The sequence below is a fragment of the Streptomyces sp. 351MFTsu5.1 genome (genome assembly GCF_000383655.1).
GTDB lineage: Bacteria > Actinomycetota > Actinomycetes > Streptomycetales > Streptomycetaceae > Streptomyces > Streptomyces griseorubiginosus.
Genome location: NZ_KB911792.1, coordinates 54,566 through 81,498, shown reverse-complemented (window position 1 = coordinate 81,498; position 26,933 = coordinate 54,566). Strand labels below are relative to the sequence as shown.

The 26,933-nt window shown below is 71.6% G+C and carries 27 protein-coding genes and 1 pseudogene; 9 read left to right on the top strand and 19 right to left on the bottom strand.

Going from position 1 to position 26,933, the window contains the following annotated elements; genetic code table 11:
- Positions 1-224: 224 nt before the first annotated feature.
- From H295_RS0132560 to H295_RS0132530, 7 genes and pseudogenes are all read right to left on the bottom strand, one after another.
- Positions 225-1,151 carry a carbamate kinase gene (locus H295_RS0132560; RefSeq protein WP_020139540.1) on the bottom strand — a complete coding sequence of 309 codons (927 nt, stop codon included), beginning with the start codon at positions 1,149-1,151 and terminating at the stop codon, positions 225-227.
- Positions 1,152-1,154: 3 nt separating this feature from the next.
- Positions 1,155-1,924, bottom strand: a pseudogene (locus tag H295_RS45885) (ornithine carbamoyltransferase subunit F).
- Positions 1,921-3,135, bottom strand: a complete 1,215-nt coding sequence (locus tag H295_RS0132550; RefSeq protein ID WP_020139538.1) for an arginine deiminase — start codon at positions 3,133-3,135, stop codon at positions 1,921-1,923. Before H295_RS0132550 ends, H295_RS45885 begins: the two are co-directional and overlap by 4 nt.
- A gap of 303 nt (positions 3,136-3,438) precedes the next feature.
- Positions 3,439-4,416, bottom strand: coding sequence for an Acg family FMN-binding oxidoreductase (locus H295_RS0132545; protein WP_020139537.1), 978 nt, complete (start codon positions 4,414-4,416; stop codon positions 3,439-3,441).
- Between the two features lie 14 nt (positions 4,417-4,430).
- A complete protein-coding gene (locus tag H295_RS0132540) occupies positions 4,431-4,706 on the bottom strand; it encodes an SHOCT domain-containing protein (protein ID WP_020139536.1) in 276 nt (91 codons plus the stop codon).
- 18 nt (positions 4,707-4,724) lie between these two features.
- A complete protein-coding gene (locus tag H295_RS0132535; protein ID WP_028809958.1) occupies positions 4,725-5,606 on the bottom strand; it encodes a universal stress protein in 882 nt (293 codons plus the stop codon).
- 209 nt (positions 5,607-5,815) lie between these two features.
- Complete coding sequence (locus H295_RS0132530) at positions 5,816-6,691, bottom strand: universal stress protein (protein ID WP_020139534.1); 876 nt, start codon at positions 6,689-6,691, stop codon at positions 5,816-5,818.
- 230 nt (positions 6,692-6,921) lie between these two features.
- Between H295_RS0132530 and H295_RS0132525 the strand changes: the two genes are divergently transcribed.
- From H295_RS0132525 to H295_RS43830, 3 genes are all read left to right on the top strand, one after another.
- A complete protein-coding gene (locus H295_RS0132525) occupies positions 6,922-7,638 on the top strand; it encodes a CBS domain-containing protein (protein WP_020139533.1) in 717 nt (238 codons plus the stop codon).
- 36 nt (positions 7,639-7,674) lie between these two features.
- Positions 7,675-7,896 carry a hypothetical protein gene (locus H295_RS0132520; RefSeq protein WP_020139532.1) on the top strand — a complete coding sequence of 74 codons (222 nt, stop codon included), beginning with the start codon at positions 7,675-7,677 and terminating at the stop codon, positions 7,894-7,896.
- A gap of 117 nt (positions 7,897-8,013) precedes the next feature.
- Positions 8,014-8,514 carry a universal stress protein gene (locus H295_RS43830; protein WP_020139531.1) on the top strand — a complete coding sequence of 167 codons (501 nt, stop codon included), beginning with the start codon at positions 8,014-8,016 and terminating at the stop codon, positions 8,512-8,514.
- Positions 8,515-8,615: 101 nt separating this feature from the next.
- On the opposite strand, the gene H295_RS43825 is transcribed toward H295_RS43830, so the two are convergent.
- The 5 genes from H295_RS43825 to H295_RS0132490 all read right to left on the bottom strand — a co-directional run bounded on the left by H295_RS43825 (position 8,616) and on the right by H295_RS0132490 (position 12,704).
- Positions 8,616-8,825, bottom strand: a complete 210-nt coding sequence (locus tag H295_RS43825) for a hypothetical protein (protein WP_020139530.1) — start codon at positions 8,823-8,825, stop codon at positions 8,616-8,618.
- A 135-nt stretch (positions 8,826-8,960) separates the two neighbouring features.
- Complete coding sequence (locus H295_RS0132505) at positions 8,961-10,397, bottom strand: MBL fold metallo-hydrolase RNA specificity domain-containing protein (RefSeq protein ID WP_051135649.1); 1,437 nt, start codon at positions 10,395-10,397, stop codon at positions 8,961-8,963.
- Between the two features lie 342 nt (positions 10,398-10,739).
- The gene (locus H295_RS0132500; RefSeq protein ID WP_020139528.1) at positions 10,740-11,162 is read right to left on the bottom strand and encodes an Hsp20/alpha crystallin family protein; all 423 of its coding nucleotides are present in this window, start codon (positions 11,160-11,162) and stop codon (positions 10,740-10,742) included.
- Positions 11,163-11,295: 133 nt separating this feature from the next.
- The gene (locus H295_RS0132495) at positions 11,296-11,883 is read right to left on the bottom strand and encodes a hypothetical protein (protein WP_020139527.1); all 588 of its coding nucleotides are present in this window, start codon (positions 11,881-11,883) and stop codon (positions 11,296-11,298) included.
- 80 nt (positions 11,884-11,963) lie between these two features.
- Positions 11,964-12,704, bottom strand: a complete 741-nt coding sequence (locus tag H295_RS0132490; protein ID WP_020139526.1) for a CBS domain-containing protein — start codon at positions 12,702-12,704, stop codon at positions 11,964-11,966.
- Positions 12,705-13,508: 804 nt separating this feature from the next.
- On the opposite strand from H295_RS0132490, the gene H295_RS0132480 reads away from it, so the two are divergent.
- From H295_RS0132480 to H295_RS0132455, 6 genes are all read left to right on the top strand, one after another.
- Positions 13,509-14,192, top strand: a complete 684-nt coding sequence (locus tag H295_RS0132480; protein WP_020139524.1) for a DUF4389 domain-containing protein — start codon at positions 13,509-13,511, stop codon at positions 14,190-14,192.
- A 122-nt stretch (positions 14,193-14,314) separates the two neighbouring features.
- Complete coding sequence (locus H295_RS0132475; protein WP_028809955.1) at positions 14,315-15,208, top strand: universal stress protein; 894 nt, start codon at positions 14,315-14,317, stop codon at positions 15,206-15,208.
- A 34-nt stretch (positions 15,209-15,242) separates the two neighbouring features.
- The gene (locus H295_RS0132470) at positions 15,243-15,824 is read left to right on the top strand and encodes a 2-oxoacid:acceptor oxidoreductase family protein (RefSeq protein ID WP_020139522.1); all 582 of its coding nucleotides are present in this window, start codon (positions 15,243-15,245) and stop codon (positions 15,822-15,824) included.
- Complete coding sequence (gene porA, locus H295_RS0132465; protein ID WP_028809954.1) at positions 15,808-17,049, top strand: pyruvate ferredoxin oxidoreductase; 1,242 nt, start codon at positions 15,808-15,810, stop codon at positions 17,047-17,049. Before H295_RS0132470 ends, porA begins: the two co-directional genes overlap by 17 nt.
- Positions 17,046-18,068: a thiamine pyrophosphate-dependent enzyme gene (locus H295_RS0132460; protein WP_020139520.1), complete on the top strand. Its 1,023-nt coding sequence runs from the start codon at positions 17,046-17,048 to the stop codon at positions 18,066-18,068. The genes porA and H295_RS0132460 overlap by 4 nt, the downstream gene beginning before the upstream one ends.
- A complete protein-coding gene (locus tag H295_RS0132455; RefSeq protein WP_020139519.1) occupies positions 18,065-19,690 on the top strand; it encodes an NAD(P)-binding protein in 1,626 nt (541 codons plus the stop codon). Before H295_RS0132460 ends, H295_RS0132455 begins: the two co-directional genes overlap by 4 nt.
- A gap of 58 nt (positions 19,691-19,748) precedes the next feature.
- Here the strand turns inward: H295_RS0132455 and H295_RS0132450 are convergent, their stop codons facing one another.
- Genes H295_RS0132450 through H295_RS0132420 form a run of 7 tightly spaced genes read right to left on the bottom strand, consistent with a single transcriptional unit; the run spans position 19,749 to position 26,906 of the window.
- On the bottom strand, positions 19,749-21,155 hold the full coding sequence (locus H295_RS0132450; RefSeq protein ID WP_028809953.1) for an NAD(P)(+) transhydrogenase (Re/Si-specific) subunit beta: 1,407 nt from the start codon (positions 21,153-21,155) through the stop codon (positions 19,749-19,751).
- A gap of 5 nt (positions 21,156-21,160) precedes the next feature.
- Positions 21,161-21,466, bottom strand: coding sequence for an NAD(P) transhydrogenase subunit alpha (locus tag H295_RS0132445; RefSeq protein ID WP_020139517.1), 306 nt, complete (start codon positions 21,464-21,466; stop codon positions 21,161-21,163).
- The gene (locus H295_RS0132440; protein ID WP_020139516.1) at positions 21,463-22,578 is read right to left on the bottom strand and encodes an NAD(P) transhydrogenase subunit alpha; all 1,116 of its coding nucleotides are present in this window, start codon (positions 22,576-22,578) and stop codon (positions 21,463-21,465) included. The genes H295_RS0132445 and H295_RS0132440 overlap by 4 nt, the downstream gene beginning before the upstream one ends.
- A gap of 46 nt (positions 22,579-22,624) precedes the next feature.
- The gene (locus H295_RS0132435) at positions 22,625-23,638 is read right to left on the bottom strand and encodes a zinc-dependent alcohol dehydrogenase (RefSeq protein ID WP_020139515.1); all 1,014 of its coding nucleotides are present in this window, start codon (positions 23,636-23,638) and stop codon (positions 22,625-22,627) included.
- A 10-nt stretch (positions 23,639-23,648) separates the two neighbouring features.
- Positions 23,649-24,017 carry a DUF779 domain-containing protein gene (locus H295_RS0132430; RefSeq protein WP_020139514.1) on the bottom strand — a complete coding sequence of 123 codons (369 nt, stop codon included), beginning with the start codon at positions 24,015-24,017 and terminating at the stop codon, positions 23,649-23,651.
- Between the two features lie 29 nt (positions 24,018-24,046).
- Positions 24,047-25,567, bottom strand: coding sequence for an aldehyde dehydrogenase family protein (locus H295_RS0132425; protein ID WP_028809952.1), 1,521 nt, complete (start codon positions 25,565-25,567; stop codon positions 24,047-24,049).
- Positions 25,568-25,622: 55 nt separating this feature from the next.
- Positions 25,623-26,906 carry a GAF domain-containing protein gene (locus tag H295_RS0132420; protein WP_020139512.1) on the bottom strand — a complete coding sequence of 428 codons (1,284 nt, stop codon included), beginning with the start codon at positions 26,904-26,906 and terminating at the stop codon, positions 25,623-25,625.
- Positions 26,907-26,933: the final 27 nt, after the last annotated feature.

Sequence of the window (26,933 nt, the reverse complement as noted above, 5' to 3'; positions counted from 1 at the left end):
CCCAGGGGATACCGACGTCCGGACGAAGGCGCCCTGGCCGAACTGAACGCGTCACTTCGCTGCCGACTGCGCCGTCGGCGTCGCGGGAGACATAACCGCGCTGCCCCTTGAGGCCGCCTTCAGAGCCGGATGGGCATGCTCGGCGGCTGCTTGTGGCCCTTGGCCCCCGTTCCGCGCCGCCTGACCGTCGGCTCGGGGATGCGACCGCGCGCGCACCGCACTGCTCATCCGACAACGGGCAGGTCCGGGCGGACCAGCGTGCCCGCGCGGCCGTGCAGCATCTCGTACGCGGCGTCCAGGGAGCCGATGGCCGCCAGGCCGCCGGTGCGTTCGACGAAGCGGGCGGCGGCCTCGGTCTTGGGACCCATCGAGGCGGCGTCGAAGTACCCGTGGCGCAAGGTGGTGGGGGTGGCGTCGTGGAGCGGTTTCTGTCGAGGAGTGCCGTAGTGGGCGTAGACGTTGGGTACGTCGGTGAGGACGAGGAGGAAGTCCGCCTTGAGGTCCTCGGCGAGCAGGGCGGCCGTGAGGTCCTTGTCGAGGACGGCTTCCGCCCCGGTGAGAGAGCCGGTGTCGGTGTCCGCGATCACGGGGATGCCGCCGCCGCCGGCACAGATCACGAGGGTGCCGCCGGCCAGGAGGTCGTGGATGGTGTCCGTCTCCACGATCCGCTCGGGCAACGGTGAGGCGACCACGCGCCGCCAGCCGGTCGTGTCCTCGGCGACCCGCCAGCCATGGTCACGCGCGAGCCTGCCCGCCACGTCCTGCGGGTACACCTGACCGATGAACTTCGTCGGCCGCTGGAAAGCCGGATCGTCCGCCCGGACCACCGTGTGGGTGACCAGCGCTGCGATGCGGTGCCCCGGCAGGGTGTCGTACAGGCCGCGCAGCAGCAGGGAGCCGATCATGCCCTGGGTCTGGGCGCCGAGGAGGTCGAGCGGGTAGGAGGCGCTCAGGGCCGGGTCGGTGGCGCTTTCCAGGGCGAGCAGGCCGATCTGGGGGCCGTTGCCGTGGGTGAGGACGACCTCGTGGTCGATGGCGAGGGCGGCGATCGCCGTGGCCACCCGGTCGATGTCGGCGATCTGAACCTCCGCGTCGGGGCGTTCGCCACGGCGGAGCAGGGCGTTGCCGCCGAGAGCGACGACGATGCGCATGGTTCAGTCCTCCAATGTGGCGACGAGAACGGCCTTGACGGTGTGCAGCCGGTTCTCCGCCTGATCGAAGACGATCGAGGCGGGGGACGAGAAGACGGCGTCGGTGATCTCCCGTGCGTCCACGCCGTGGTTGTGCAGGACGTCCCGGCCGAGACGGGTGCCGCAGTCGTGCAGGTCAGACGGGCAGTGCATGAACCGGACGTCAGGGTTGCCAGTCAGCGCGAGCGCCTTGTCGTCGACCTGGTACGGCAGCGGGAGGTCGGTCCTCCCCCGGCTTTCGGCCGGGGGACCCCCATCTCGCTTCCGCTCGCCCCACGCCTCGGCCGGTTCGCCCATGGAGACCCAGACGTCGGTGTACAGGAAGTCGGCGCCGCGGACGGCGGTCTCGACATGTTTTTGCGGGCGTCGCCGAGGTAGCAGTAGGCGATGTCGGTCAGAGGTTTGCGGCAGTGCTCGCGCATGGTGAACACGTCGCACAGGCTCTCGGTGGGGTGCGTGGCATCGGTCAGGCCGTTGCAGACGGGAACACCCGCGTGCGTGGCGAGGTCCGTGACAAGCGTGTGGGCCGTACCGCGGTAGGCGACCGCGTCGAACATCCGGCCGAGAACGCGGGCGGTGTCTGCGACGGACTCCTTGACTCCGACATGAGTGTCGCCAGGACCGAGGAAGATCAGCGCGAGGTGGCGACCGGTGAGCCGGGGCTCTTCGGTGCCTGTACGCCTGTGCGCCTTCAACCGGGCCGCGAAGCATGATGTCCCCCTCCACTCCGTCACCCGGCCGCGTCGCGCTCGATCGGGCAGCTCATGCAGCGCGGTCCGCCTCGGCTGCGCCCGAGTTCGGCGCCGCTGATGGTGACGATCTCGATGCCCTGCCGGCGCAGGTGGGTGTTGGTGGTGACGTTGCGCTCGTAGCCGACGATCACGCCGGGGGCGACGGCGAGGAAGTTGCTGCCGTCGTCCCACTGTTCGCTCTCGGCGCCCCGGATGTCCGGGGGTGCCGAGAGCATGCGCACCTTGTCCAGGCCGAGGGCTTCGGACAGTGCTGTGGCCAGGTCGAAGTTCGGCCTGACGTCGAACCCGGTGGCGAGCGCGGAGCTCGGGGCGAGCGTCCAGGAGCGCAGGGAGTCCGCGAGACCCGGAGCGATGGTGAAGGCGTCCCGGTCGACCATGGTGAGCACGGTGTCGAGGTGCAGGTGCGCCCGGGTCGGAGGCAGTTGGACCGCGAGCAGTCGCTGTGCCGTGCCTGTGGTGAACAGCCGGGACGCCAGGTTCTCCACGGCCTGTGCGGTGGTCCGCTCCCCCATGCCGACCATGACGGCTCCGTTGCCGAGGACATGGACATCCCCGCCTTCGAGGGTACCGACCGGGCCTTCCAGGAGCGGCGGGGTCGCGAGGGCGGCGAACATGGGATGGAAGCGGTAGACGGCTTGGGCGTGCAGGCTCTCGCGGCGCCGGGCGGGCACGGCCATCGGGTTGACCGACAGACGGTCGTACACCCAGCAGGAGGTGTCCCGCGGAAAGAGGTGCCGGGGCAGCGGGGTGAGCACGAAGTCGTCCACGTCCAGGGCGCTCCACAGCAGACTGCGCGGCGCGGCGATCCTCAGGTCGCTCTTGAGGATTCCGCCGATCAGGTAGTCCGCGAGGGTCTCCCCGTCCGCTTCCGTGCAGAGCCGGCGCACGGGATCGACCAGCGCCGGGCCGACGGTCGCGGGGGTGACGACCCGTTCGAGCAGCCAGTCGCGGGCGTCCGGCACGTCCAGGGTCTGGGCCAGCAGCTCAGCGAAGTAGTGCACCCGGGCCCCGTGGTCACGCAGTACCCGGGCGAAGGCGTCGTGCTCCTCGCGGGCCCGCTCGGCCCACAGGATGCCGTCGAAGAGGAGCGCGTCGACGTTGCGCGGGGTCAGCCGGGACAGTTCGAGTCCGGGTCGGTGCAGGATCACCTGGCGGAGCCGGCCGACCTCGGAGTCGACGTGGAAGCGGTTCATGGTGTGCCTTCCCAAGGCCGTACGCACGGATCAGCCCTCGCGGGCATGCGCAGCGGGGCCGCCGGCCTCGACAGGCCGAGTCGCGCAGCGGCAGCGGGCTGTGCCTCGCCTGCTCTGCGACCTCGACATTGCTCTACTCCTGGTTCTCCGCAGTGCCCGCAGTGCCCGCAGTGCCCGCAGTGCTGCGGAAGTTCCCTCCTGCTTCGATCCTTCTCCGCCGCATCCACCCCGGTGAGCGGCCACAGGTCCCTTTCCCCCGCCATTGGTCCTGGTCCGGCAGGTCCGCTCGGCCCACGCCACCACTCACATCAGGTCGAGCACCTCGGACACGGGCCGGCGGGGCGATGCGGTGCCGGGGGTGCCGTAGCCGAGGCGCAGCACCATGTGCACGAACCCCATGCCGGATGCGGGGTCCCGGGCCAGCTCGCGCAGGTCGGGCTCTTCCAGGGCGTGTGAACTGAGGGCCGTGGCCAGTCCGTTCAGTGTGGCCAGCAGCAGGACCCGCTCCAGCGCCTGCCCTGCCCGCAGCCAGTCGGCGGGGCGGTCGCGGCCGGTGCCCAGGAGCGCGAGGTTCGGGGCGGCCTCGAAGGCGGCCGTGGGGCGGCCGGGAACGTGCCGGCGACCCGCGAAGTCCCGAACCGGGGCCCGGCCGGAGCCCACGCGCGGTCCGAAAGCGTATTCCGGGATCCCGTCGCCGGTCCGCTGGTCCCGGTGCGTCCAGCGCTGCATGTCAGCGAGGCGCCCGGGTTCCAGGGTGTCGCGTCCTTCGGCGTCCCGGACGTGGTCCAGCAGTGCCTCCAGGTGCCAGACACCGGGGAAGACGAGCTGTGCGCCCTCCTGGGCGGCGGCGGCCCGCAGCGCCTGCTGCACGTCGGCCGGTATCGGCCGGTCCGCGAACGGATGACGGCTGGTGTGGCGCCGCTCGATCGCCGGGAACAGTGCGGACACTTCGCGGTCGGGCGGGCCGGTGCCGCCGACCCGGACCGTGGCGAGCAGGTACGGGTCGGACGGATCGGGCAGCAGCCGGGGGTGGCTCTCCAGGCCCCGGTGTGCCGCGGCCACTCGGAGGTTGAACAGGGCCGCGCCGCAGCCGAGGTGCAGGGCCCGGTGGTCGGGGTCGGTGCGGGGCATCGCGCGGCCGAGGTCGGCACGCAGTTCGAGGACGCGTCCGGCGGAGCGCCAGCAGAAGTGCCACGGCTGGGCGTTGTGCAGCGAAGGAGCGGCCGTCGCGGCCGTGACCAGTTCCGTGACGGTCCTCTCGTCGTACGGAGACACCTGCATGGGGCGCACCCCTTTCAGGATTTGGTGAGGCCCACGTCGTCGGAGGCCAGCACGGACAGACGCCGCCGGTACTCCTCCTCGTCGATCTCGCCCCGGGCGAAGCGCTCGGCGAGCAGTTGCTCGGGGGTCGGCGGGACGTGGGTGCGCGGCTGCTGCGGAGCACCGGTCAGGGATCGGTGCAGCAGCACGGCGACCGTGACGAGCAGGGCCCAGAACAGGACCGTGCCGACCGATGTGGCGAACCAGTCCCAGCCCGTCATGTCGTGGTGGTTCCAGTACACGGCGGTCACTCCCTTTCTGTCGTGCTCTCAGTGGTGCGGGACCACGGCGACCGGACAGTCGACGTGGTGGACGGCCGCGTGGGTGACGGAACCGGTTCGGGGTCCCACGGGCCGGTCGGCGAGCCGGTGACCGACGACGAGGAGGGAGGCACCGGACGCGGCGCGCACCAGCACGGACCGTGCCCGGCCTGTGGCCGCCGTCGCCAGGACCTCGACGTCGGGGTACTTCTCCCGCCACGGCCTCAGCAGATCGTCGAGGAGTGCGCGCGGGGCGGCAGGGGTGGATCCGTGGTGTTGCGGACCGCGCGGTCCGCCGGGCTGCCCGGCATACACCGCACGCAGCCGGGCGCCCCGCAGCCGGGCCTCGCCGAAGGCGAACTCGATCGTCTCCTCACTCGGGTCGGCGACATCGACACCCACCACCACGTCGCGACAGCCGGTGCGCGTGGACGCGCTGCCGTCCGCCGCGGGCAGATGCTCGTCCGCGGCAACCTCACCGGCCCGGACCAGCACCACGGGACATTCGGCCTCGGCGATCACGCCCAACGCGACGGATCCCACGAGGAAGCCCGTGAAACCGCTCAGGCCGCGCGACCCCAGCACCAGCAGGTCCGCCTGTGCGGCCGCGAGCAGCAGCACCTCGGTGGCCGGGCCCCGGGCCTGCTCGTCGTCGACGCGCGTGCCGGGGCTCGCCGCACGGACACGGTCCTCCGCCTGTCGCAGTACGCGCCGTGCCAGGTGGCGCTGCACCGCGCCCGTCGAAGACTCCCCGACAGGACGCGGTCCCCGCTCCCAGGCGTGCACCAGCCGCAGCCTCCGGCCGCGGCGCTCCGCCTCACGCACGGCCCATTCCGCCGCGGCGAGACTCTCGGCGGACCCGTCCACCCCCACGATCACCGGCGCGAGCATCATGACGTACACCTCACCCCCACGCGAACTGCCTGTCATGGCCAGCCTCGCGTCCAGCGCCCTCGGCCGGTATGGGCTGCCTGGGTCTGTCCGAGGGCCGTCCGGCCCCGGCAGTGCCCGGTGGCCATCCGTCACCCGGTCCGGCCTGCGCCGTCAGGCCGACCGCGGACGCCCGGGCGCATCGGGTGGGTCGGTGAGGCGACGCCGGGTCACACCTGCTGGGGCACGATCGCCACCGGGCAGTGCGCGTGGTGCAGGAGCGTGTGGCTCACGCGGCCCAGTTGCAGGCCGAAGTGACCGGTACGGCGGCGGGCTCCGACGATCACGAGGTCAGCGGCGGCGGTGCGGTTCAGCAGCACCTTGCGGGCCGGGCCCTCCACCGTGTGACGACTCACCTGGACTCCGGGGTGGTCGGCCACCGCGTCGTGCAACAGGGCGTCGAGCTGCGCCACTGCACGCTCCTCGTGGAGATGCGCCGGGTCCTCGGCCAGCCGGGGCTCGTCGGCGCTCTCGTGCGCCGGGCAGCGCCAGGCGCGTACGACGTCGAGTACGCCGCCGCGCGCCGCGGCCTCGCGGAAGGCGAACCGCACGGCCTCGGCGCCGGACGCGGGTTCACCCACCCCGAGCAGGATCCGTTCGTGCGATCCCTCCACACCGGCCTTGTCGCCCCGGACCACGATCACCGGGCAGTGTGCCCGGGCTGCCACGGTCAGACCCACCGAACCGAGCAGCAGGCCCTTCAGCTCGCCGCGTCCACGCGAACCCGTCACCAGCGCGGAGGCGTCGTGGCCCGCACGCAACAGCGCGTCCGCCGCTTCCTCGGGAACCACGTCCGCGGACACCTTCACCTCGGGACTGCGCCGCTGGACGCGCTCCACGGCGGTCCCCACGATGTTCTCCGCCATCACCTGCTCGGACGGACGGTCGAGATCCCTGGCCGGGACCACATCCTCGTATCGCTCCCACAAGGAGGCATACACCAGCCGCAGCGGCAGGCCCTGCCGGGCCGCTTCGTCCGCGGCCCAGTCGAGCGCGACCAGGCTCGAGTCCGATCCGTCGACTCCCACGACCAGGGGCAGCTCCATCGTCCCCACCACCTTTCGTCGGACCGCACGGGTGTGCGGCACAAGGCTCCACCTTCACCGTCGCGCCGGTGAGCGGACTCTGCCAGGGGCCGTTCGGCCCTCGCGCGGGGCAGGGGGAACAAGCGCCCGCTCGCCAGTGCCGCTCGGCCCGCCGGCCTGCCCGCTCAGCCCCTGGGCCGGATCCGGCTCCGGCCGGACGCTGCACATGAAGCAGCGAAGGAGGACACACCATGAAAGCCACGAAGATCGGCTCTGTGATGGTCGGGGAGGTAGTCACCGTCGACCGCGGAACCCCGTTCAAGCAAGTCGCCCGCGTGCTGGGTGAGCACCGCATCAGCGGGGTGCCGGTCGTCGACGGCGACGGCAAGGTCCTCGGGGTGGTCTCGGAGACGGACCTGATGCTCCGGCAGGCCCAGGGCTCGCAGGCCCGCTCATGGCTCGGCCGGCTGCGCCGCGGTGTCCGCCGGTCCGTGGCGAAGAGCCGTGCCCGGACAGCCGGCGCACTCATGTCGGCGCCCGCCGTGACCGTGCGGGCCGACGACACCGTTCCCGAAGCCGCCCGGCTCATGGTCCGTCGTCGCGTCGAACGGCTGCCCGTCGTGGACGAGGAGGACCGGCTCGTCGGCATCGTGACCCGCCGCGACCTCCTCGAGGTGTTCCTGCGCAGCGACGAGGAGATCCGCCGGGCCGTGGAGCAGGAGGTTCTCCTCAACACCCTGTGGCTGGCGCCGCAGAACATCGATGTCTCCGTCCGCAACGGTGTCGTGACCCTCGCCGGGGAGTTGGAACGACGCAGCGAGAAGTCCATCGCCCTGCGCACCACAGGGCGGGTGGACGGAGTCGTCGGCGTGGTCGACCGCCTGACGAACCGGCTCGACGACGCCCGGCTCCAGTCGGCCGAACAGGCCCTGAACGGCGTGGCCGGCGACTGGCTGCGGACGTTGTGACCCCCTTTTCGGGCGCACAGAAGAGTGGAGAAAGTCATGGTTCCTCTCCTGCTGATCGGAGCCGCCGTCCTGGGTGCCTGCCTGGTGTTCGGGTACAGCTCCTTCGTCGTCGGCTTCTTCCTGATGGCCGCCGGCGTACTGGGCCTGATCGCGTTCATGGCCACGCCGGGCGTGGTCCGGCGGCCCGGCGAGCACGAGGTGGTCATCGAGAAGCACTTCATCGGTGACGGCGACGACCACCGCCACTACCGCACATGACGGTGTTCAGGCGCGCACCAGGGGCCGGTCGGCACCGATGCGGTGCCGACCGGCCCGGGCGGCGTCCGGGCCTCCCGGGGCACCGTGTCGGCAGGAGCGGCTTTACGGGAGGCGGCCATGACGGAGCACGCCGACGGCGGCGACCGCATCGTGGTGGGTGTCGACGGGTCCAGGGCGTCCCGGGCGGCGTTGCGCTGGGCGGCTCAACAGGCGCCCCGGCTCGGGGCGGAGGTCGTCGCCGTGCACGCCTGGACACCGGCCTCCCTCGCCCCCTACGCCTGTGTGCGGGGCCGTCCCACGCCGGCGGCACAGCGGGAGCGGGCCGCGCAGCTGCTCGCCGACGCCGTCCGGGAGACCTTCGGCCCCCGCGTGGACCCCGCGGTACGAGCCGTCCTGCTGGAGGGTGATCCCGCGCGCGTCCTGGTCCGGCAGGCGCGCGGCGCCTTGCTGCTGGCCCTGGGGCTCAGTCGCCTCGGACCGGACCGACTGCTGCCCGCGGTCGGCCCCGTGGGACGCGAGTGCCTTCGGTGCTCCCCGATTCCCGTGGTGACCGTGCCCTCCTCCGACCGGCCCGCGGCACCGCTCCGGGCCGTGGGACAACACCCGGTCGTCGCATAGCCGACCGGGGGACCCTGCCCCCTCCGAAGCCAGGCCCCCCGGTCTCCGCTGCCTCGGCGGCCCGGCGCCCGGCAGCGGGTATCACCGATTCACGGGCGTTCTCAGTGGCGCACGGGGGTGCGGTCGTGCTTCACCGCGGGCCGGGGCCGGACCTGTGCGGTCGGCGGTGTGGGCGGCGTCTTCGCGCGGCGCCGTGCGATCCGCAGCGCGAGTGCGTCGAAGAACGCGGTGAGGACGATGGTCACGCCCATCGCCGCGAACAGCAGGAGCACGAACCTCTCCCAGAACTCCGGTGTGAGACTGGTACCCACGGTCCTCTCCCCCTCGCGGATCGGTGTCGTTGTCCTCATGTCTCCAGCGAACTCCGCCCTGGTCTCCGGCGCATGAGGCGACCGGCCCGTAGACAGGGCCGCAGGGGCCCTTGAACCGCGGCCAGGGTTCTCATGTCACCGGACCAGGACCCGCTCGCCCGAGCGGGGCACGGCCGCGGTCCAACCCAGGGAGCGGTCGATGCGGTCGCGCAGTGCGGCGGCTGCCTCGGGCTCACCGTGCACGAGATAGGTGACGTTCGGGGCGGGGGCGCCGCGCAGCCAGTCGATGATCTGCGCGGCGTCGGCATGGGCCGAGAAGTGCGGGACGTCGGCGACGAGGGCGCGGACCGGGACGTACTCGCCGAACATCTTGAGCACCTTGGCGCCGTCGACGAGGTCACGTGCCCGGGTGCCCTGGGCGGCGAAGCCCACCACGACGACGGCGTTGCGCGGATCGGGCAGCAGGCGCCGAAGATGATGCAGCACCCGCCCGCCGGTGGCCATTCCGGAGGCCGACACGATCACGGCCGGTCCGCCCGAGCGGCTCAGCTCGGCGGATTCCTCGATCGAGCGTACGGCGCGGAACGGATCGGGGCTCAGAGCGGCCGTACCAGCGACGATGACCTCGGGGCGCAGTTCGGGTGCCCGGGCGGCGATGGCGTCACGGTAGACGTCGAGGGCGGCGAGGGCCATGGGGCTGTCGACGTAGACCGGCACCTCCGCGGGAAGGACGCCCTCGCGGCGCAGTCCGGCGAGTTCGTGCAGGAGGATCTCCGTGCGGTCGAGAGCGAACGCCGGGATGACGACGGTGCCGCCCCGGGCGAGCGTACGGGTGAGCACACTGGCGAAGTGGGTCCGTCCGGCCTTCTCCTCGTGGCGCCGGTTGCCGTAGGTCGACTCCATGAGCAGGACGTCGGCTCCGGTGAAGGGCTCCGGCGGGAGGAGCAGCGGGTGGCCGGGGCGGCCGAGGTCACCGCTGACGGCCAGGGTGCGGCCGTCCTCCAGAGTGAGCCGGGCCCAGGACGATCCGAGGATGTGCCCGGCCGGCCGCAGGCTGAGACTGGTCCCGGTGGCGATGTCCGTGGTCGCGCGGGGCGGCACCGCGTCGATCAGCTTCAGGGTGCGGTCCACGTCGAAGTCGTCGTACAGCGGTTTCGCGGGGCGGTGCTTGGACCATCCGTGCTCGTTGGCGTGCCGGGCGGTCTCCGTCTGGAGTTTGGCGCTGTCGCGCAGCACGATCTCCATGAGCCGCGCGGTGTACTCCGTCGTGACGACACGCCCTCGGAAACCGTGCCGTACGAGCCGGGGCAGGTAGCCGCAGTGGTCCAGGTGGGCGTGGGTGATCACGACCGTCTCGATGTCCGCGGCGTCGCAGGGCAGTCCGCGCCAGTTGCGCCTGCGCAGTTCCGCCACGCCCTGGAAGAGGCCGCAGTCGACGAGCACACGGGCGTGGTCGCTCTCGATCAGGAACTTGCTGCCGGTCACGGTCCCCACAGCGCCGAGGAAGGTCAGCAGAGCGGGCCGGGACGCGCCTGTCGTCCGGCCGGCCGGTCGCGGTTCCACGATGGTCATGATGCCCATCTCCTTCCAAGGTGCCCGTTCCTCCCTCCAGCGTGCGGTCTCACGGATGGTCTGACATGGGCCGACCGGGCTTGAGCGCGGGCCCGGACGGCACCGCTCGTCACGGGGTGCGGGCGCCGGGGTGTACCGAACGGCCGCAGAGCATGCCGCATGCATCGGACGTGCACCGGATCGAGGTCACGGCCACCGGCTCCTGGTCGACCAGCCCGTGAAGGCGGGCGGCACGGACGTCCTGTCCGCTCCTCGTGCTGGAGCCCCAGGACACGTGAGTGGGTGTGCGGCCGGACAGTCGTCCGGCCGCACACCCCTTGGACCGCTCACCGCCGCGGGCGTTCAGCCTTTCTGCACGGGAATGGTCCTGGTCTCCGTCTTCACCTCCGGGACCGGAACCGTGATGGTGAGCACGCCGTCCTTGTACTCCGCCGTGGCATCGTCACCCCTGGCTCCGGCCGGAAGCCGGACGGAACGGGTGAAGGTGCCGTAGCGGAATTCGGTGTGGTGCTTGTCCTCGGTCTCCTCGGTCCGCTCCGCGCGCAGTACGAGCACCCCCTCCGTGACGGTGATCTCGACGTCCTTCGCAGGGTCGACTCCGGGCAGTTCCGCACGCAGGACGTACGTGCCGCCCGTCAACCGCTCCTCGATGCGGATACCGTGCGTCCCCGGCGCGGCGTGCGCCGCGGGAAGCCCGGTCTCGACCCAGCCGAACAGGTCGGGCAGTGCCGGCCAGCCGGTGAGCCGCTCGATCATGTTGCTCATGTCACCCTCCTCTTCGCTCCTGACGATTCAAGGGTCACGCGCGAGGACGGCCACGCGCGTGAGTCGACCGGTCCCGCGAGGGACCCGGTCGGCTCTTTCGCCCGGTCACGTCCTCGCCCTTCTGCCGGACCGGTCACGTCCTTCCCCCGCTCGGCGCGACACGCGTCCACTCCGTCTCCCAGTCGCGCATCCGACGACGGTCCAGCGGGAGCCGGGCCAGCCGGCCGCAGCCGAAGGCAGCGGCGCCGGTACCGACCGCGACCAGCACGCCCGTGAGTGCTGACTGAAAGCCCGCCTGGTCGGCTGTGAGCGGTGCACGGACCAGGTCACCCCGGCGATCGATCCAGACGGTGACCGGGCTCCCCTTCGCGCGACCCGGTTCGATCCGGGTCAGCCCGGTGTGCACGGAACCGTCGGGGGCGGTCCAGCGCACCTTCGCGTGCACCGTGCCACCGATGCCGTCCTCCGTCACCGCGGGGGCCGCGTCCGCGTCCTCGGTGAGTACCGCCGGCACGGCGTGCACGGCGGCTCGCCGGGCGGCGAGGCCGTCCTCCATGGCCGAACCTGCCGCGTTTCCCGCGAGCGGGCCTCCGGCCAAGGCCACGATCCAGGTGGTCAGGACGATCCAGGTCTCCACCCTGTCACTGCGTCGACGGAGCGGATTGCGCCGCCACCGCCACAGCAGCTTCTTCTTCACGCGCGTGCACTTCGTCCCTGCCATGCGCCGGCACCCCCTCTCCCTTCCTCTCGCCACGTCTCGTGAGTCGACGGACCTCCAAAAGGGCCGCCCCGGCACGTCTGTCAGGAAGAGCAGCCGTCCGGCGCGACCGTCCGCTCCTCGGCCGGGTCGTCCGTCGGCGGGGCCTCGGGAAGGTCCGCGTCGAGATCCGGCCTGCGGGGTGGGCCGAGGAGTGCGCAGTCCACGTCGACCACTCCTTCCACGGCCCTCACGAGACGGGCCACGACGGGCACGATCGAGGTGTCCGGCACCCGTCCGGTCAGGGTCACGACGCCGTCGCGGGCCACCACCCGGATCGGCTCCTCGGGATCGGGGAAGAGGAACGCCACAACCTGGTGACGCACCTCGTTCGCGATGTCCTCGTCGTCCCGCAGGAACACCTTGAGCAGGTCCGAACGGCTCACGACGCCCTTCAGGACTCCGTCGGCGTCCACCACCGGCAGCCGCTTGACCCTGCAGCGCGCCATGATCCGCGCCGCGCAGGGGAGGGGCTCGTCGGCCCGGACGGTGACAGCGGGTGCCGTCATCAGCTCCTCGGCGGTTCGCGCCCCGGCCTTGGCCAGGTCGGAGAGACGGCGCAGCCGGGCGTAGCGGTCCGGGTCGCCGTCGCGGAACTCCTCCTTGGGCAGCAGGTCCGCCTCGGAGACCACGCCCAGGACTCGGTGGTCACCATCGACGACGGGCAGGGCGCTCACGCGCCACCGGTCCATGGTCTTCACCAGGTCCTTGAAGACCGTGCCGGCCAGCACAGCTACAACCGTGCGGGTCATCACGTCTGCGACGGTGTGCGGGGTGCCGTGCATGGTGGCCTCCGGTGCTGCCGAGCTACGAACGGCCGTGCCCTCATGGGCGGGCGTACCGCGTCCTGACTACAGACTCCGTCGTCGGCGAGCCCAGCACATGGGCCGATCGGTCCCTGTCAAGGTCCTGAGCATTACCGCGGAAGGGCCTGGTCTCCGGACGGGGGAAGACGGGCTGCCGGCCGAAATCGATGAGCTGAGGTCGGTGAGCTTCACGCCGCCGGTGTGTGCAGCAGATCACCATCCACGCTGCGGCCCCTGCCTTGGCAGGCAGCGGGTAGGGGCCCGGTGCCCCGCAGCCGGCCCGCTCCTGTCCCAGCGCCGCCTGGCCCACCGGCCCAGCCTCCTGGGTCGGCAGCGGTCGCAGTGGCGGATGCCAGCGCCTGCCCAGTCCGGCCACCGCGCAGGGAAACAGGTGCGTGCCGTCCGTCTGGAACAGCATCAGCGCCCAGCCCACCAGTCCCATCCATCCGCACCCTCGCGCCGGCGCCTCCGTCACACCTCCCAGGTCGGCGGCCACCGCCAGCGATTGTTCCAGCGGCCCGAGGCCGGACACCTCGCGGCCCTGGCCCGGGTGCTCCATGCTCTCGCCCACGGCCACGTTCCCCCCTCACCAGCCACGCCCTGCTCCAGCACGCCCACCGTCCCGTGGTCCTGGTGCCGGTCGCCGTGCGGGCCCGTCCGTTGAGGTCTTTCGGACCGGCCGACGGTCCCTTCCGGCCCTCGCGGCCGCGTGCGCGCGGCGGTCACGCTGATCGTGGGAGTGATTCGGCATGTCCCGCCCCGGGACGAAGGAGCTGATCGACCATGACGACCTTGGCTGGAGTACCGGACCGACCGGTCCGGGTCGAAGCGGTGCTCGACGCGCCGTTGTCGCGATGGCTGTGGCTGGTGAAGTGGATCCTGGTCATCCCCCACTACGTGGTGCTGTTCTTCCTCTGGGTCGGCTTCACCCTGGTGAGCGTTGCCGCGTTCTTCGCCATCCTGTTCACCGGGCGATACCCGCGCCCGCTGTTCGACTTCAACCTCGGCGTGCTGCGCTGGAGCTGGCGGGTCGCCTACTACTCGTACGGCGCCCTCGGCACGGACCGCTATCCGCCGTTCAGCCTGAAGGAGGAGCCGGACTATCCGGCCCGGCTGGACATCGCCTACCCCGAGCACCTGTCCCGCGGTCTGGTGCTGGTGAAGTGGTGGCTCCTGGCGATTCCGCACTACGTCGTCATCGGGTTCTTCCTCGGCGGCCTGCGCATGGGCTGGTGGGACGGCGGGCTGATCGCCGTGCTGACACTCGTCGCGGCCGTGGTCCTGGCCTTCACCGAGAAGTACCCGAAGGAGATCTTCGACTTGGTGCTCGGCCTCAACCGCTGGGTGCTGCGCGTCGCGGCCTACGTCGCCCTGATGACGGACCAGTACCCACCGTTCCGCCTGGACATGGGAGGCACTGAACCGGCCGGACCGGAGCCACGGGACGCCTCCCCCGTGACCACCTGAGGCCCGCGACACAGGCCGTTCGGCACCGGGCAGGGGACCCCCGGCCCCTGCCCGGAGCGTCCGTGCCCCCGGGATGCTGACGCAGAAAGGACGTGGAACACCGGCTCAAGGAGGTGTTGGCCGTGCCTCGACCGATTGTCGTGGGCCTGGACGGTTCACGCGAAAGCCTCGCGGCCGCCGACTGGGCGGCCGAGGAGGCACTGCTGCGCGGACTTCCGCTGCGCCTGGTCCATGCCTGGGAGGGGCTGCCGTCCGATGCGGCCGACCTTCCCGAACTGGATGCGCCGCGTCACTGGGCGTGGCGCATCCTGCGCACCGCCATGGACCGCCTCCACGAGAAGTACCCGCAGGTGCCGCTGAGCGGAGACCAGATCGCCCGGCCCGCGGCCGACGCGCTCGTCACCGCGAACGCCGAGTCCGAACTGCTGGTGCTCGGCAGCCGCGCGTTCAGCGGTATCGGCGGCTTCATGGCCGGATCGGTGGCGTCGGCGACAGTGGCACACGCGGAACGGCCCGTGGTCCTCGTACGGGCCGGCACGACCACCGAGGACGAGCGCCTTCCGGACGCGGCGGGGCGCCCCTCGGCCGTCACCCCGCACCGCGCCGTCGTGGTAGGCCTCGACCCGGCGAACTCGTGCGAGGAACTGCTCGCGTTCGCCTTCGAGTGCGCTGCCTTGCACACGGCACCCCTGCACGTGCTGCACACCTGGCAGTTGCCCTATATGCCGGCCGCGGCCGAGGCCAAGGCGCGCTGGGCACTGCGGGGGGCCGCCACTCGGCGGCTGGACCGGGTGCTCGGCCCCTGGCGGGAGAAGTATCCCGGCGTCGAGCTGCACGCACTGACCGAGGAGGGCCGCCCGGCACAACGGCTGCTGGACGTCACGAAGGACGCCGACCTGCTCGTCGTAGGACGCCGGATGCGCCCTGCCGGGGGGCTCGGCGCCCACACCGGGCCGGTCGCGCACGCGGTGGTGCATCACGCCCGCTGCCCGGTTGCCGTTGTCCCGCACCCGTGACGGGGAAGTGCACCCCGTCCGTAAGGAGGATGCCGTGTTCCAGGTTCGCATCCACGGTCGTGGCGGACAGGGTGCCGTCACGGCCGCGGAACTTCTGTCGGTGGCGGCGTTCGTGGAGGGCAGGTACGCCCAGGCCTTCCCCAGTTTCGGGTCGGAGCGGACCGGCGCCCCGGTGATGGCGTTCTGCCGCATCGACGACCGGCCGATCCGGGTGCGGGAGCCGGTGATGCGGCCGGACGCCCTGGTGGTCCAGGACCCGACGCTGCTGCACCAGGTCGATGTCTTCGACGGACTGCACCCCGGCGGCGCGGTCCTCGTCAACTCACCCCTGACGGCGGCAGAGTTGGGACTTGCGGAGCTCGTCGTGGCCGACCGGGTCCTGACCGTCCCGGCGACTGCGCTGGCCCTGCGCCACTTCGGGCGTCCGGTGCCGAACGCCGTCCTGCTGGGCGGCCTCGCCGCGCTGACGGGCTGCGTGGCGATCGACTCGCTCACCGCGGCCGTACGGGAACGCTTCCCGGGCAGCCTCGGCACCGCCAACGCGGACGCCGCCCGGGAGGCGTACGAGCACGTCAAGCACCTGCGGGAGGAGCCCGTCCATGCTGAAACAGACTGAGGGTTCACGTGCGGTCGCGGAGACCGTCGCGTGCTGCCGACCGGAAGTGATCGCCGCGTATCCGATCTCGCCGCAGACCCACATCGTGGAGGAGCTCAGCCGGCTGGTGAAGTCCGGTGCGCTCGACCCTTGCGAGTACGTCAACGTGGAGTCCGAGTTCGCCGCGATGTCGATGTGCATCGGCGCCTCGGCGGCCGGCGCCCGTACCTACACGGCGACCGCGAGCCAGGGCCTGCTGTACATGGTGGAGGCCCTCTACAACGCCTCCGGCCTGGGCCTGCCGATCGTCATGACGGTCGCCAACCGGGCCATCGGCGCCCCCATCAACATCTGGAACGACCACAGCGACACCATGTCCCAGCGCGACTCGGGCTGGATCCAGCTGTACGCACGCGACAACCAGGAGGCCGCCGACCTGCACCCGCAGGCGTTCCGGCTGGCCGAGGAGCTGTCCCTGCCGGTGATGGTGTGCATGGACGGCTTCGTGCTCACCCACGCCTGGGAGCGGATCGAGGTCCCGGAACAGGCGCAGGTGGACGCCTTTCTGCCGCCGTACGAGCCCCGGCAGGTGCTGGACCCCGACGAGCCGGTCTCGATCGGCGCGATGGTCGGTCCGGAGGCCTTCACCGAGGTGCGCTACCTCGCCCACGCCAAGCAGATGCAGGCTTTGGAGCTGATCCCACAGGTCGCCGCGGACTTCCGTGCGGTGTTCGGCCGCGACAGCGGCGGTCTGGTCCGCCCGTACGCCTGCGAGGACGCCGACACGATCGTCGTGGCCCTCGGGTCCGTGCTGGGCACGGTCTGCGACGTGGTGGACGAGATGCGCGCGGACGGACTGCGGATCGGGGCGCTGGGGATCACCTCCTTCCGCCCGTTCCCGCTGGACGCGGTCCGGGCCGTCCTGTGCGGGGCCCGCCGGGTCGTGGTGCTCGAGCGGGCCTTCGCCGTCGGCATCGGCGGCATCGTCTCGGCGAACGTGCGCACCGCCCTGTCGGGCATCCAGCTGGACGGTCACACGGTGGTCGCCGGGCTCGGCGGACGGCCGATCACCAAGGCGTCGCTGCACCGGCTGTTCGGCGACGCGCTCGGCGGGCGGCTGGAGCCGCTGACGTTCCTGGATCTCGACAAGCCTTTGGTGGAGCGGGAGTTGGCGCGGATGGCGCGGACCCGGAGGTCCGGTCCGTCCGCGGAGAACATCCTGCGTGATGTGGGGAGCAACCGATGAGTGCGACGCCGCAGGTGAAGTTCTACCAGGTCGGCAGTCACGCGGCCGGAAACCGGCTGCTGGCACCGGAGTTGCGCGCCGACCAGGCCGACCCGGGCCGTTGCAACGCGCTCACCTCGGGCCACCGCGCCTGCCAGGGCTGCGGCGAGGCGCTCGGCGCGCGATACGTCCTGGACGCGGCGCAGCGGGCGGCCGGCGGCAAGGTGATTGCGGTCAACGCGACCGGCTGCCTGGAAGTGTTCTCCACGCCGTACCCGGAGACCTCCTGGCAACTGCCCTGGCTGCACTCGCTGTTCGGCAACGCGCCGGCCGTGGCCGCGGGTGTCGCCGCCGCGCTGCGCGCCAAGGGCCGTGGCGACGTCCGGGTGGTCGGCCAGGGCGGGGACGGCGGCACCGTCGACATCGGACTGGGCTGTCTGTCCGGCATGTTCGAGCGCAACGACGACGTCCTGTACGTCTGTTACGACAACGAGGCGTACATGAACACCGGCGTGCAGCGCTCCGGTGCCACTCCCCCCACCGCGCGCACGGCGACCACGCAGGCGGTGGGCGCGGACCCCGGCGCCCCGTTCGGGCAGGGCAAGAACCTGCCGCTGATCGCGATGGCCCACGAGATCCCCTACGTCGCCACGGCGACCGTCGCGGGACTGCGCGATCTGGAGGCCAAGGTGCACCGGGCGATGGAGCTGCGCGGTGCCCGGTATCTGCATGTGCTGGTGCCCTGTCCGCTGGGCTGGGGCACCGCGTCCTGCGACACCGTGCGCATCGCCCGGCTCGCCGAACAGAGCGGTCTGTTCCCGGTGTTCGAGGCGCGCGACGGTGAGGTCACCGACGTGACGCCCATCCGGCGGCGGGTCCTGGTCGAGGACTATCTGCGCCCGCAGAAGCGGTACGCGCACCTCTTCGAGCCCGAGCCGCGCACGGACGTCATCGCCCGCCTCCAGCGGGCCGCCGACCGCAACATCGCCCGCTTCGGGCTGCTGGCACAGGAGCAGGCCCACGAGGAGGTGCCGTCATGAAGGAGAAGCCGTTCGCCATCACCCTGGAGGTGGGCTCGAGTCTGGCCAACCGGACCGGGGCCTGGCGGACCGAGCGCCCGGTCTACGTCGACCGGATGCCGCCGTGCAACCAGGCGTGCCCGGCCGGGGAGAACATCCAGCAGTGGCTGTTCCACGCGGAGAGCGGCGACTACGACTCCGCGTGGCGGCAGCTGATGCGCGACAACCCGCTGCCCGCCGTGATGGGCCGGGTCTGCTATCACCCCTGCGAGACGGCCTGCAACCGGGTCCAGGTCGACAACGCGGTCGGCATCAACGCGGTCGAGCGTTTCCTCGGCGACGAGGCGATCCGGCGCGGCTGGACCGTGGAGGCGCCGAAGGAGACCTCCGGCAAACGGGTCCTGGTCGTCGGTTCCGGGCCGGCCGGACTGTCGGCCGCCTACCATCTGCGGCTGCTCGGCCATGAGGTGACGATCCGTGAGGCGCAGGACAGGCCCGGCGGCATGATGCGCTACGGCATCCCGCGCTACCGTCTGCCGCGCGAGGTGCTGGACGCCGAGACCGACCGCATCCTGGCACTCGGGATCACCCTGGAGCTCGGGCGGCGGGTCGACGACGTGCTCGCCGCGCAGCGGGAGGGCGGTTTCGACGCGGTGTTCCTGGCGGTGGGAGCCGGTATCGGCCGCCGCGCGTACATCCCGGCGGGCGACAGCGCGCGCATCCTCGACGCGGTGGCGCTGCTGGCCGGCGTGGAGGGCGAGGAGCGGCCCCTGCTGGGGCGGCGGGTCGCCGTCTACGGCGGCGGCAACACGGCCATGGACGCGGCCCGCACCGCCCGCAGGCTCGGTGCCACCGACGCCGTGGTGGTCTACCGGCGCACCAGGGACCGGATGCCCGCGCACGATCTGGAGGTCGAGGAGGCCCTGCAGGAGGGTGTGCGGATGAAGTGGCTGTCCACGATCAAGCATGCCGACGGCGGACGCATCACCATCGAGCGCATGGAGCTGGACGAGGCCGGGTTCCCGCAGTCGACGGGCGAGTTGGAGGAGCTGGCCGCCGACTCGGTGGTCCTGGCACTCGGCCAGGACTCCGACCTGTCGCTCCTCAAGGAGGTGCCCGGTCTCGCCGTCGAGCACGGGACGGTACGGGTGGCCGACGGGCTGATGACGGGCCATGAGGGCATCTTCGCCGGTGGCGACATGGTGCCCGCCGAACGGACCGTCACGGTGGCCGTGGGGCACGGCAAGAGGGCGGCGCGGCACATCGACGCGTATCTTCGGGGCACGGCCCACGAGCCCGCTCCCAAGCCCGCGCCGGCCGGCTTCGAGCGGCTGAACACCTGGTACTACTCCGACGCCCCGGCGGCGGTACGGCCCACCCTCGCGCTGGCCCGCCGGGTCTCGACGTTCGACGAGGTGGTCCAGGGGCTCGACCGGTCCACCGCCCTCTTCGAGGCCCGGCGCTGCATGTCGTGCGGGAACTGCTTCGAGTGCGACAACTGCTACGGCGTCTGCCCCGACAACGCCATCACCAAGCTGGGGCCCGGCAAGGGCTTCGCGATCGACCTCGACTACTGCAAGGGCTGCGGGCTGTGCGCGGCCGAGTGCCCGAGCGGGGCGATCGACATGGTGCCCGAGGAGTGACGGGCACGCCGCGTGGGTGAGCCCCCGGGTGTTCCCCGGGGGCTCACCCACGCGACTGTCAGCCCACGAACTCGCCCACGGCCGCCTTCAGCTCGCTCAGTCCCTTCTTCGCGTCGGTGAAGAACATGCCGGTCTTCGGGTCGCTGTAGAGCTCGTTGTCGACGCCCGCGTAACCGTGGCCCATCGACCGCTTGATGACGACGACGCTCCTGGCCTTGTCGACGTCCAGGATCGGCATCCCGGAGATGGCGTTGCCGGGCTTGCGGGCGATCGGGTTGGTGACATCGTTGGCGCCGATCACCAGGGCGACGTCGGCCTGCGGGAACTCGGGGTTGATCTCGTCCATCTCCTTCAGCTGTGTGTACGGAACGTTCGCCTCGGCCAGCAGCACGTTCATGTGGCCGGGCATGCGCCCCGCGACCGGGTGCACGGCGTAGCTGACGTCGATGCCGTGGCCGGTCAGCAGCTTGGCCAGATCACCGAGTTCGTGCTGTGCCTGGGCGGCGGCAAGGCCGTACCCGGGGACGAAGACGACCTTGCTCGCGTACGCCAGCTGGACCGCCACGTCGTCCGCGGACACCGAACGCACCTGGGCCGGCGCCCCGCCCCTGCCGCCCGCCGCCGGTGCGCCGTCGCCGGTGCCGAAGCCGCCGACCATGATCCCCGCGATCGAGCGGTTCATGGCGTCCGCCATCAGCTTGGTGAGGATGCCGCCCGAGGAGCTGACGAGCATGCCCGCGATGATCAACGCGGTCTCGTCGAGGACGAAGCCCGCCATCGCGACCGCCGACCCGGTGAAGGCGTTCAGCAGGGCGATGACGACCGGCATGTCGGCGCCGCCGATGGGCAGCACCAAGGTCACGCCGAACAGGAGCGCCACGACAACGAGTCCGTACAGCGCCGTACGGGAGCCCGGGTCCAGCACCAGCCAGACCGAACCGGCGACGAAGGAGACGGGCAGCAGCACGTTCAGCAACCGCGCCCCCGGGAAGACGACCGGCGCCCCGGACACCAGGCCCTGGAGCTTGCCGGCCGCGACCAGGGACCCCGAGAAGGTCACCGCGCCGATGACGATGTCGAGTGCGCCCGGCACCGAGACGCGCGCACCCGCGTTCTCGATGCGCAGCAGGTCGTTCACGGCGATCAGCGCTGCGGCCCCGCCCCCCACGGCGTTGAAGACACTGACCAGTTGGGGCATGGCGGTCATCCTGACCTCTCGGGCGGCGTAGAGCCCGAGGGCCGCGCCGACGAGTCCGCCCGAGGCCAGTACGAGCCAGCCGGTACGACTGATCGTGCCCTCGTCGGCGACCAGCCACACCGTGGCGGCGATCGCGACGGCCATCGCCGTGGCCGACAACGTGTTGCCGCGGCGGGCGGTGCGCGGGTGGTTCATCAGGTGCAGGCCGAGCACGAAGCAGGCGGCCGCGGCGAGGAAGACGTAGTGGACGGTGTCGGAGACGTTCATGACGGTCACACCTCCTTTCCGGTGGGCGGCTTGGCCTTGAACATCTCCAGCATCCGGTCCGTGACGACGTATCCGCCGACGACGTTCATCGCGCCGAACACCATGGCCACGAAGGCCAGGACGTAGCCGAGCCAGTCGTGCGCCTCGGCCGTGATCAGCATGGCGCCGATCACGACGATGCCGTGCACGGCATTGGAGCCGGACATCAGCGGGGTGTGCAGGGTCGCCGGGACCTTGCTGATGACCTCGACGCCGACGAGGACGCTCAGCACGAACACGGTGATCGCGGTGAGGAGATCGAGTTCGTTCATGACGACGTTCCTCCCATCAGGGCCCCGGTGATCTCGTCGGCCGGGTCGAGGACCAGTTCGCCCTCGTGCACCAGGTGGCGCAGCAGGGCGACGAGGTTGCGGGCGTACGCCGTGGACGCGGCGGTGGCCATCGCGGACGGCAGGTGTCCGGCGCCGACGAGGGTGACGCCGTTGTCCAGTACCTCGGTCTTGTCGGGCTCGGAGCCCTCGATGTTCCCACCGTCTTCACCGGCGGCCAGGTCGACGACGACCGAGCCGGACCGCATGCGTGCCAGCACGGCCGCGGTGACCAGCAGGGGCGGTCGGCGCCCTGGCACCTGCGCGGTGGTGAGGACGATGTCGGAGCGGGCGATGTGGTCGTCCAGAGCTGCCCGCTGGGTCTTCTGCTCCTCGGGCGTGAGCTCTCGTGCGTAGCCGTCCCGTTCGGCGCCCGGTTCCTCGTGTTGAGGGCTCTGGACGTCGAGGAACCGGGCGCCGAGTGACTCCACCTCCCCTCGGGACTCTGGGCGCACGTCGTACGCCGTGACGACGGCACCGAGGCGGCGGGCCGTGGCGATGGCCTGGAGACCTGCCACTCCGGCACCGAGGACGAGGACCTGCGCCGGGCGCATGGTGCCCGCCGCGGTGGTCAGCATCGGGAAGAAGCGGTCGTAGGAATCGGCGGCCAGCAGGGCCGCCTTGTAGCCGGCGATGTTCGCCTGTGAGGTCAGCGCGTCCATGGACTGGGCCCGGCTGAGGGTGCGCGGCAGCAGGTCCAGGCTGATTGTGCGCACCCCGCGCCGGTAGAGGTCCTGGGCCAGGGCGGGCTGCCGGAGCGGTTCGAGCAGCCCGATCAGCGTCTGCCCGGCGCGCAGCGCCTCGGCGGCCTCCGGTGTCGGCGGTCCCACGCACAGCACGGCGTCGGCTCGCGCGAACAGTTCGTCCGGCCCCACGACGGTGGCGCCCGCGGCGGTGTAGTCGGCGTCGGTGAACCAGGCCCCGGAGCCGGCCCCGGTCTCGACCAGGACGTCGATCCCGGCGCGGCGCAGAAGGGTGACGGCCTCGGGGACAAGGGCGACACGGCGTTCGCCGGGTGCCCGCTCCCGTACAGCTCCTACGGTGACGGTGGCCATGATCTGCTGCCTTTCTCCGGGACCCGGATGCCGAGTCCCGGACGTCTCAGAACTCGAAGACGAGCCGGGCCTCGGCCCGTCCGCCGAGGACTTCGTCGAAGGACTCGTTGACCTGGTCCAGGCGCCGCGGTTCGGCGATGACCTGGGTGCGTCCGGCCGCGTGCAGCGCGAACACCTCGGTCAGGTCCTGGCGGGTGCCGACGATGGAGCCGATGACGGAGATGCCGCCGAGCACGGTCTCGAAGATCGGCACCTTGATCGCCGCGTCGTCCGCGGGCAGCGCGACCATGACGAGGCGTCCACCGCGGTTGAGCGACCGGTAGGCCTGCTCGAAGGCCTGGGGTGCGGCGGCGAGCACGACGGCCACGTCCGCGCCGCCGGCCTTCCTGATCTCCTCGACCGGGTCGTGGGTGCGGGCGTTGACGGTCTGGTCGGCGCCGAGACGGTGGGCGAGGCCCAGCTTGTCGGGTTCGAGGTCTACGGCGGTGACGAAGCCCCCGACCAGGCGGGCGTACTGGAGGGCGAGGTGGCCGAGGCCGCCGACACCGAAGACGGCGACGCGTTCGGCAGGGGTCACGCGCGCGACTTTGACGGCCTTGTAGGTGGTGACGCCCGCGCAGGTCAGCGGAGCCGCGTCGAAGGAGGAGACGCCCTCGGGCACCTTGACCACCGCGCCCGCGTTCGCGACGGTGTACTCGGCGTAGCAACCGTCGACGGAGTAGCCGGAGTTGACCTGTGTCTCGCACAGGGTCTCCCAGCCGGAGACGCAGTAGCGGCAGGTGCCGCAGGAGGAACCGAGCCACGGAACCGCGACCCGCTCGCCGACGAGATCCTGGGGGACCCCGGCGCCGACGGCCTCTACGGCACCGATGCCTTCGTGGCCGGGGATGAACGGGGGCCGCGGCTTGACGGGCCAGTCCCCGTGGGCGGCGTGGATGTCGGTGTGGCAGAGCCCTGAGGCCGCGATCCTGACGAGCAGCTGGCCGGGGCCGGGCTCGGGGACCGGCAGGTCCTGGATCTCCAGGGGCTTGCCGAAGTCGGTGACTACTGCTGCCTTCATGGTGCGCTCCTCAACTGGCCTGGCGCCGGGGCGCCTTGATGCGGGTCACGAATCGCAGACCGGTTCCGGCCGCGAGGGAGAAGCCGCCCGGCATGCCCGGTTCCACGTCGAGGACGAAGAAGGGACGGCCGAGGGCCTCGTACTGGTCGGCGTTCATGTGGAAGGTGCATCCGCACACCACGCCGACGAGCATGTCGCCGTCGCCCAGGGTGAATTCACCGTGCGGGAAACACATCGGGTCGCTCCCGTCGCAGCAGCCGGCGGACTGGACGAACATCACCGGTCCGCCGTGGACGGCGTGCAGGGCCGTGATCGCCCTGCGCGCCGCCCGGGTGGCGGTGACGCGCCCGACGGTGCCGTTGTGCAGCTTCTCGGGCATGTCGGTGCACTCCTTGCGAGAGGGTGGGACTAGAACAGCCCGAGCGGCTTGCTGCCGTAGCTGACCAGGAGGTTCTTGGTCTGGCTGTAGTGGTCGAGCATCATCTTGTGGGTCTCGCGGCCGATCCCGGAGACCTTGTAACCGCCGAAGGCGGCGCCGGCCGGGTACTGGTGGTAGCAGTTCGTCCAGACCCGTCCGGCCTTGATGGCGCGGCCCATGCGGTAGGCGAGGGCGCCGTCGCGGCTCCACACGCCGGCGCCGAGGCCGTAGAGCGTGTCGTTGGCGAGGGCGAGTGCCTCGGCCTCGTCCTTGAAGGTGGTGACGGCGAGGACGGGTCCGAAGATCTCCTCCTGGAAGACCCGCATCCTGTTGTGGCCCTTGAGGACGGTCGGCTCGTAGAAGTAGCCGTCCTTGAACTCGCCGCCGATGTCGGCCCGGTGGCCGCCGGTGAGCAGTTCGGCGCCCTCCTTGAGGCCGATCTCGACGTAGGAGGCGATCTTGTCGATCTGCTGCCGGGAGACCTGGGGTCCCATCATGGTGGCGGTATCGAGCGGGTCACCCTGCTTGATGGCGCGGATCCGCTCCACGCAGCGCCCCATGAACTCCTCGTAGATGTCCTCCTGGATCAGTGCGCGGGAGGGGCAGGTGCAGACCTCCCCCTTGTTGAACGCGTAGAGCACCAGCCCCTCGACGGCCTTGTTCAGGAAGTCGTCGTCCTTGGCGGCCACGTCGTTGAAGAAGATGTTCGGCGACTTGCCGCCCAGCTCCAGCGTGACCGGGATGATGTTCTGCGACGCGTACTGCATGATCAGCCGGCCGGTGGTGGTCTCCCCGGTGAAGGCGACCTTGGCGATGCGCTTGTTGGTGGCGAGCGCCTTGCCGATCTCGGCGCCGGGGCCGTTGACGACGTTGAGGACGCCCGGAGGCAGGATGTCGCCCACGACCTCCATCAGCTTCAGGATCGACCACGGGGTGGGCGAGGCGGGCTTGATGACACTGCAGTTGCCGGCGGCGAGCGCCGGGGCCAGCTTCCACGCGGCCATCAGCAGCGGGAAGTTGAACGGGATGATCTGCCCGACCACACCCAGCGGCTCGTGGAAGTGGTAGGCGATGGTGTCCTTGTCGATCTCGGTGATCGAGCTCTCCTCGGCGCGGATGGCGCTCGCGAAGTAGCGGAAGTGGTCGGCGGCGAGCGGCACGTCGGCGGCGAGGGTCTCGCGGACCGGCTTGCCGTTCTCCCAGCTCTCGGCGACGGCGAGTTCCTCGCGGTGGGCGTCGATCGCGTCGGCGACCTTGTTGAGGACCGCGGCCCGCTGGGCCGTGGTCGCCTCGCCCCACGCGTCCTTGGCGGCGTGGGCGGCGTCCAGGGCGAGTTCGATGTCCTCGGGACCGGACTTCGGGATCTCACAGATCGGCTTGGCGGTGGCGGGGCACAGGTCGGGCGCGTACGCACCGGTGGTGGGCGCCTCCCACTTGCCGCCGATGAAGTTCTCGTAGCGGGGCGCGACATGCACGGGGCTTCCTGACCTGCCCGGAGACTCGTACTTCATGACTGTCCCCTTTCCGAGGGGGTGCATCACGACGGTCGTGGTGACACTCGGCACGCTAGGAGCGGGAACGCTGCAACCACGCTGCATGCCGTCGGACCTGCGACGGGACACCGGTTCGGAGGTCCAGGGCGGCAGCCCTGGCCGCCGCGGCGGCGCGCTGCGGGGAGCCGCCCGGCAGGACCCGGGCGAGCGCGGCCCACGCAGCGAGGTCGTCGGCGCCCCAGGAGGCGTCAACCCAGCGGCGCAGCAGCCCGGTGTCGCCGCTGCCGAGGACGGCACCGCGCACCTGCTGTTCCAGGCACCGCCGGTGTTCCACGACGACCGGCGCCTCGGAGCACGGCAGCAACGGTCCCGGATATCGGGTGAGCGCCTCGCCGACGCGGCCCTCGGCGAGCAGCTCGCACACCTCCGCGTAGTCGCTGCGCACAGGACGCAGCAGGGCGTACGGCCGCGAGCCGAGCAGTCCGGGGCCGAGGAGGGCACGCAACCGGGTGAGCTCGGCGCGCAGCGTCGAGGCGGGGACCTCCCGCTCCGACAGGTCCACGGCGAGCCGGTCTCCGCTCACGCCCTGGCCGGACAGCGCGAGTGCCAGAACGATCTCGCTGTGCCGCGGACTGAGCCGGTGCACCTGCCCGGCGTGCTCCATGAGCGCACGGTCGCGGCCGAGGGCCCGCAGTCGCACCACGTTCCCGGTGTGTGGCCGTGGCATCCGGGCCAGCTCGGCCTCAGCCGCCAGCGCGGCCCCGCGTACGGCCGCCAGGGCCGGCGGCGTGGCGATGTCGGCGCCGCCGGACAGGTCGATCACACCGAGCAGCCGCCCGGTGCCGGGATCGTGGACCGGGGCGGCCGCACATGACCAGGCGTGCGCGGCGGCGCTGTAGTGCTCGCCCGTCACGATCTGGACGGGGCGGCCCAACTCCAGTGCGGTGCCGGGGGCGTTGGTTCCGGCCTGCCGCTCGGACCACACGGCACCGACGGCGAAGCGCATGCGCTCGGCCCGGCCGAGGGCGGGGGCGTCCCCCTCGACCCACAGGAGGGTGCCGTCGGTGTCGGCCACGGCGAAGACATGACCGTCGTCCGCCGCGCCGGCGCCCAGCAGCTCACGGAACAGCGGCAGCACACCGTGGAGCGGATGGGCGCACCGGCGGGCGTCGAGCTCGTCCAGGTCCGAGCGGAGCGGAGGCAGACGGCTGCCGTCGGGGCGTATGTCGGATGCCGCGCAGCGCCGCCAGGAGTCGGCCACGATGCTCCGTACTCCCGTCGCCGCCCCCGGTGAGGCCGCGGACCGCTCGTGCGCGGTGCGTGGGTCCACGTCCGAGGCAGGAAGGAAAGCGTTCATGGCACCTCCCGTGCACCTTCCGACGAC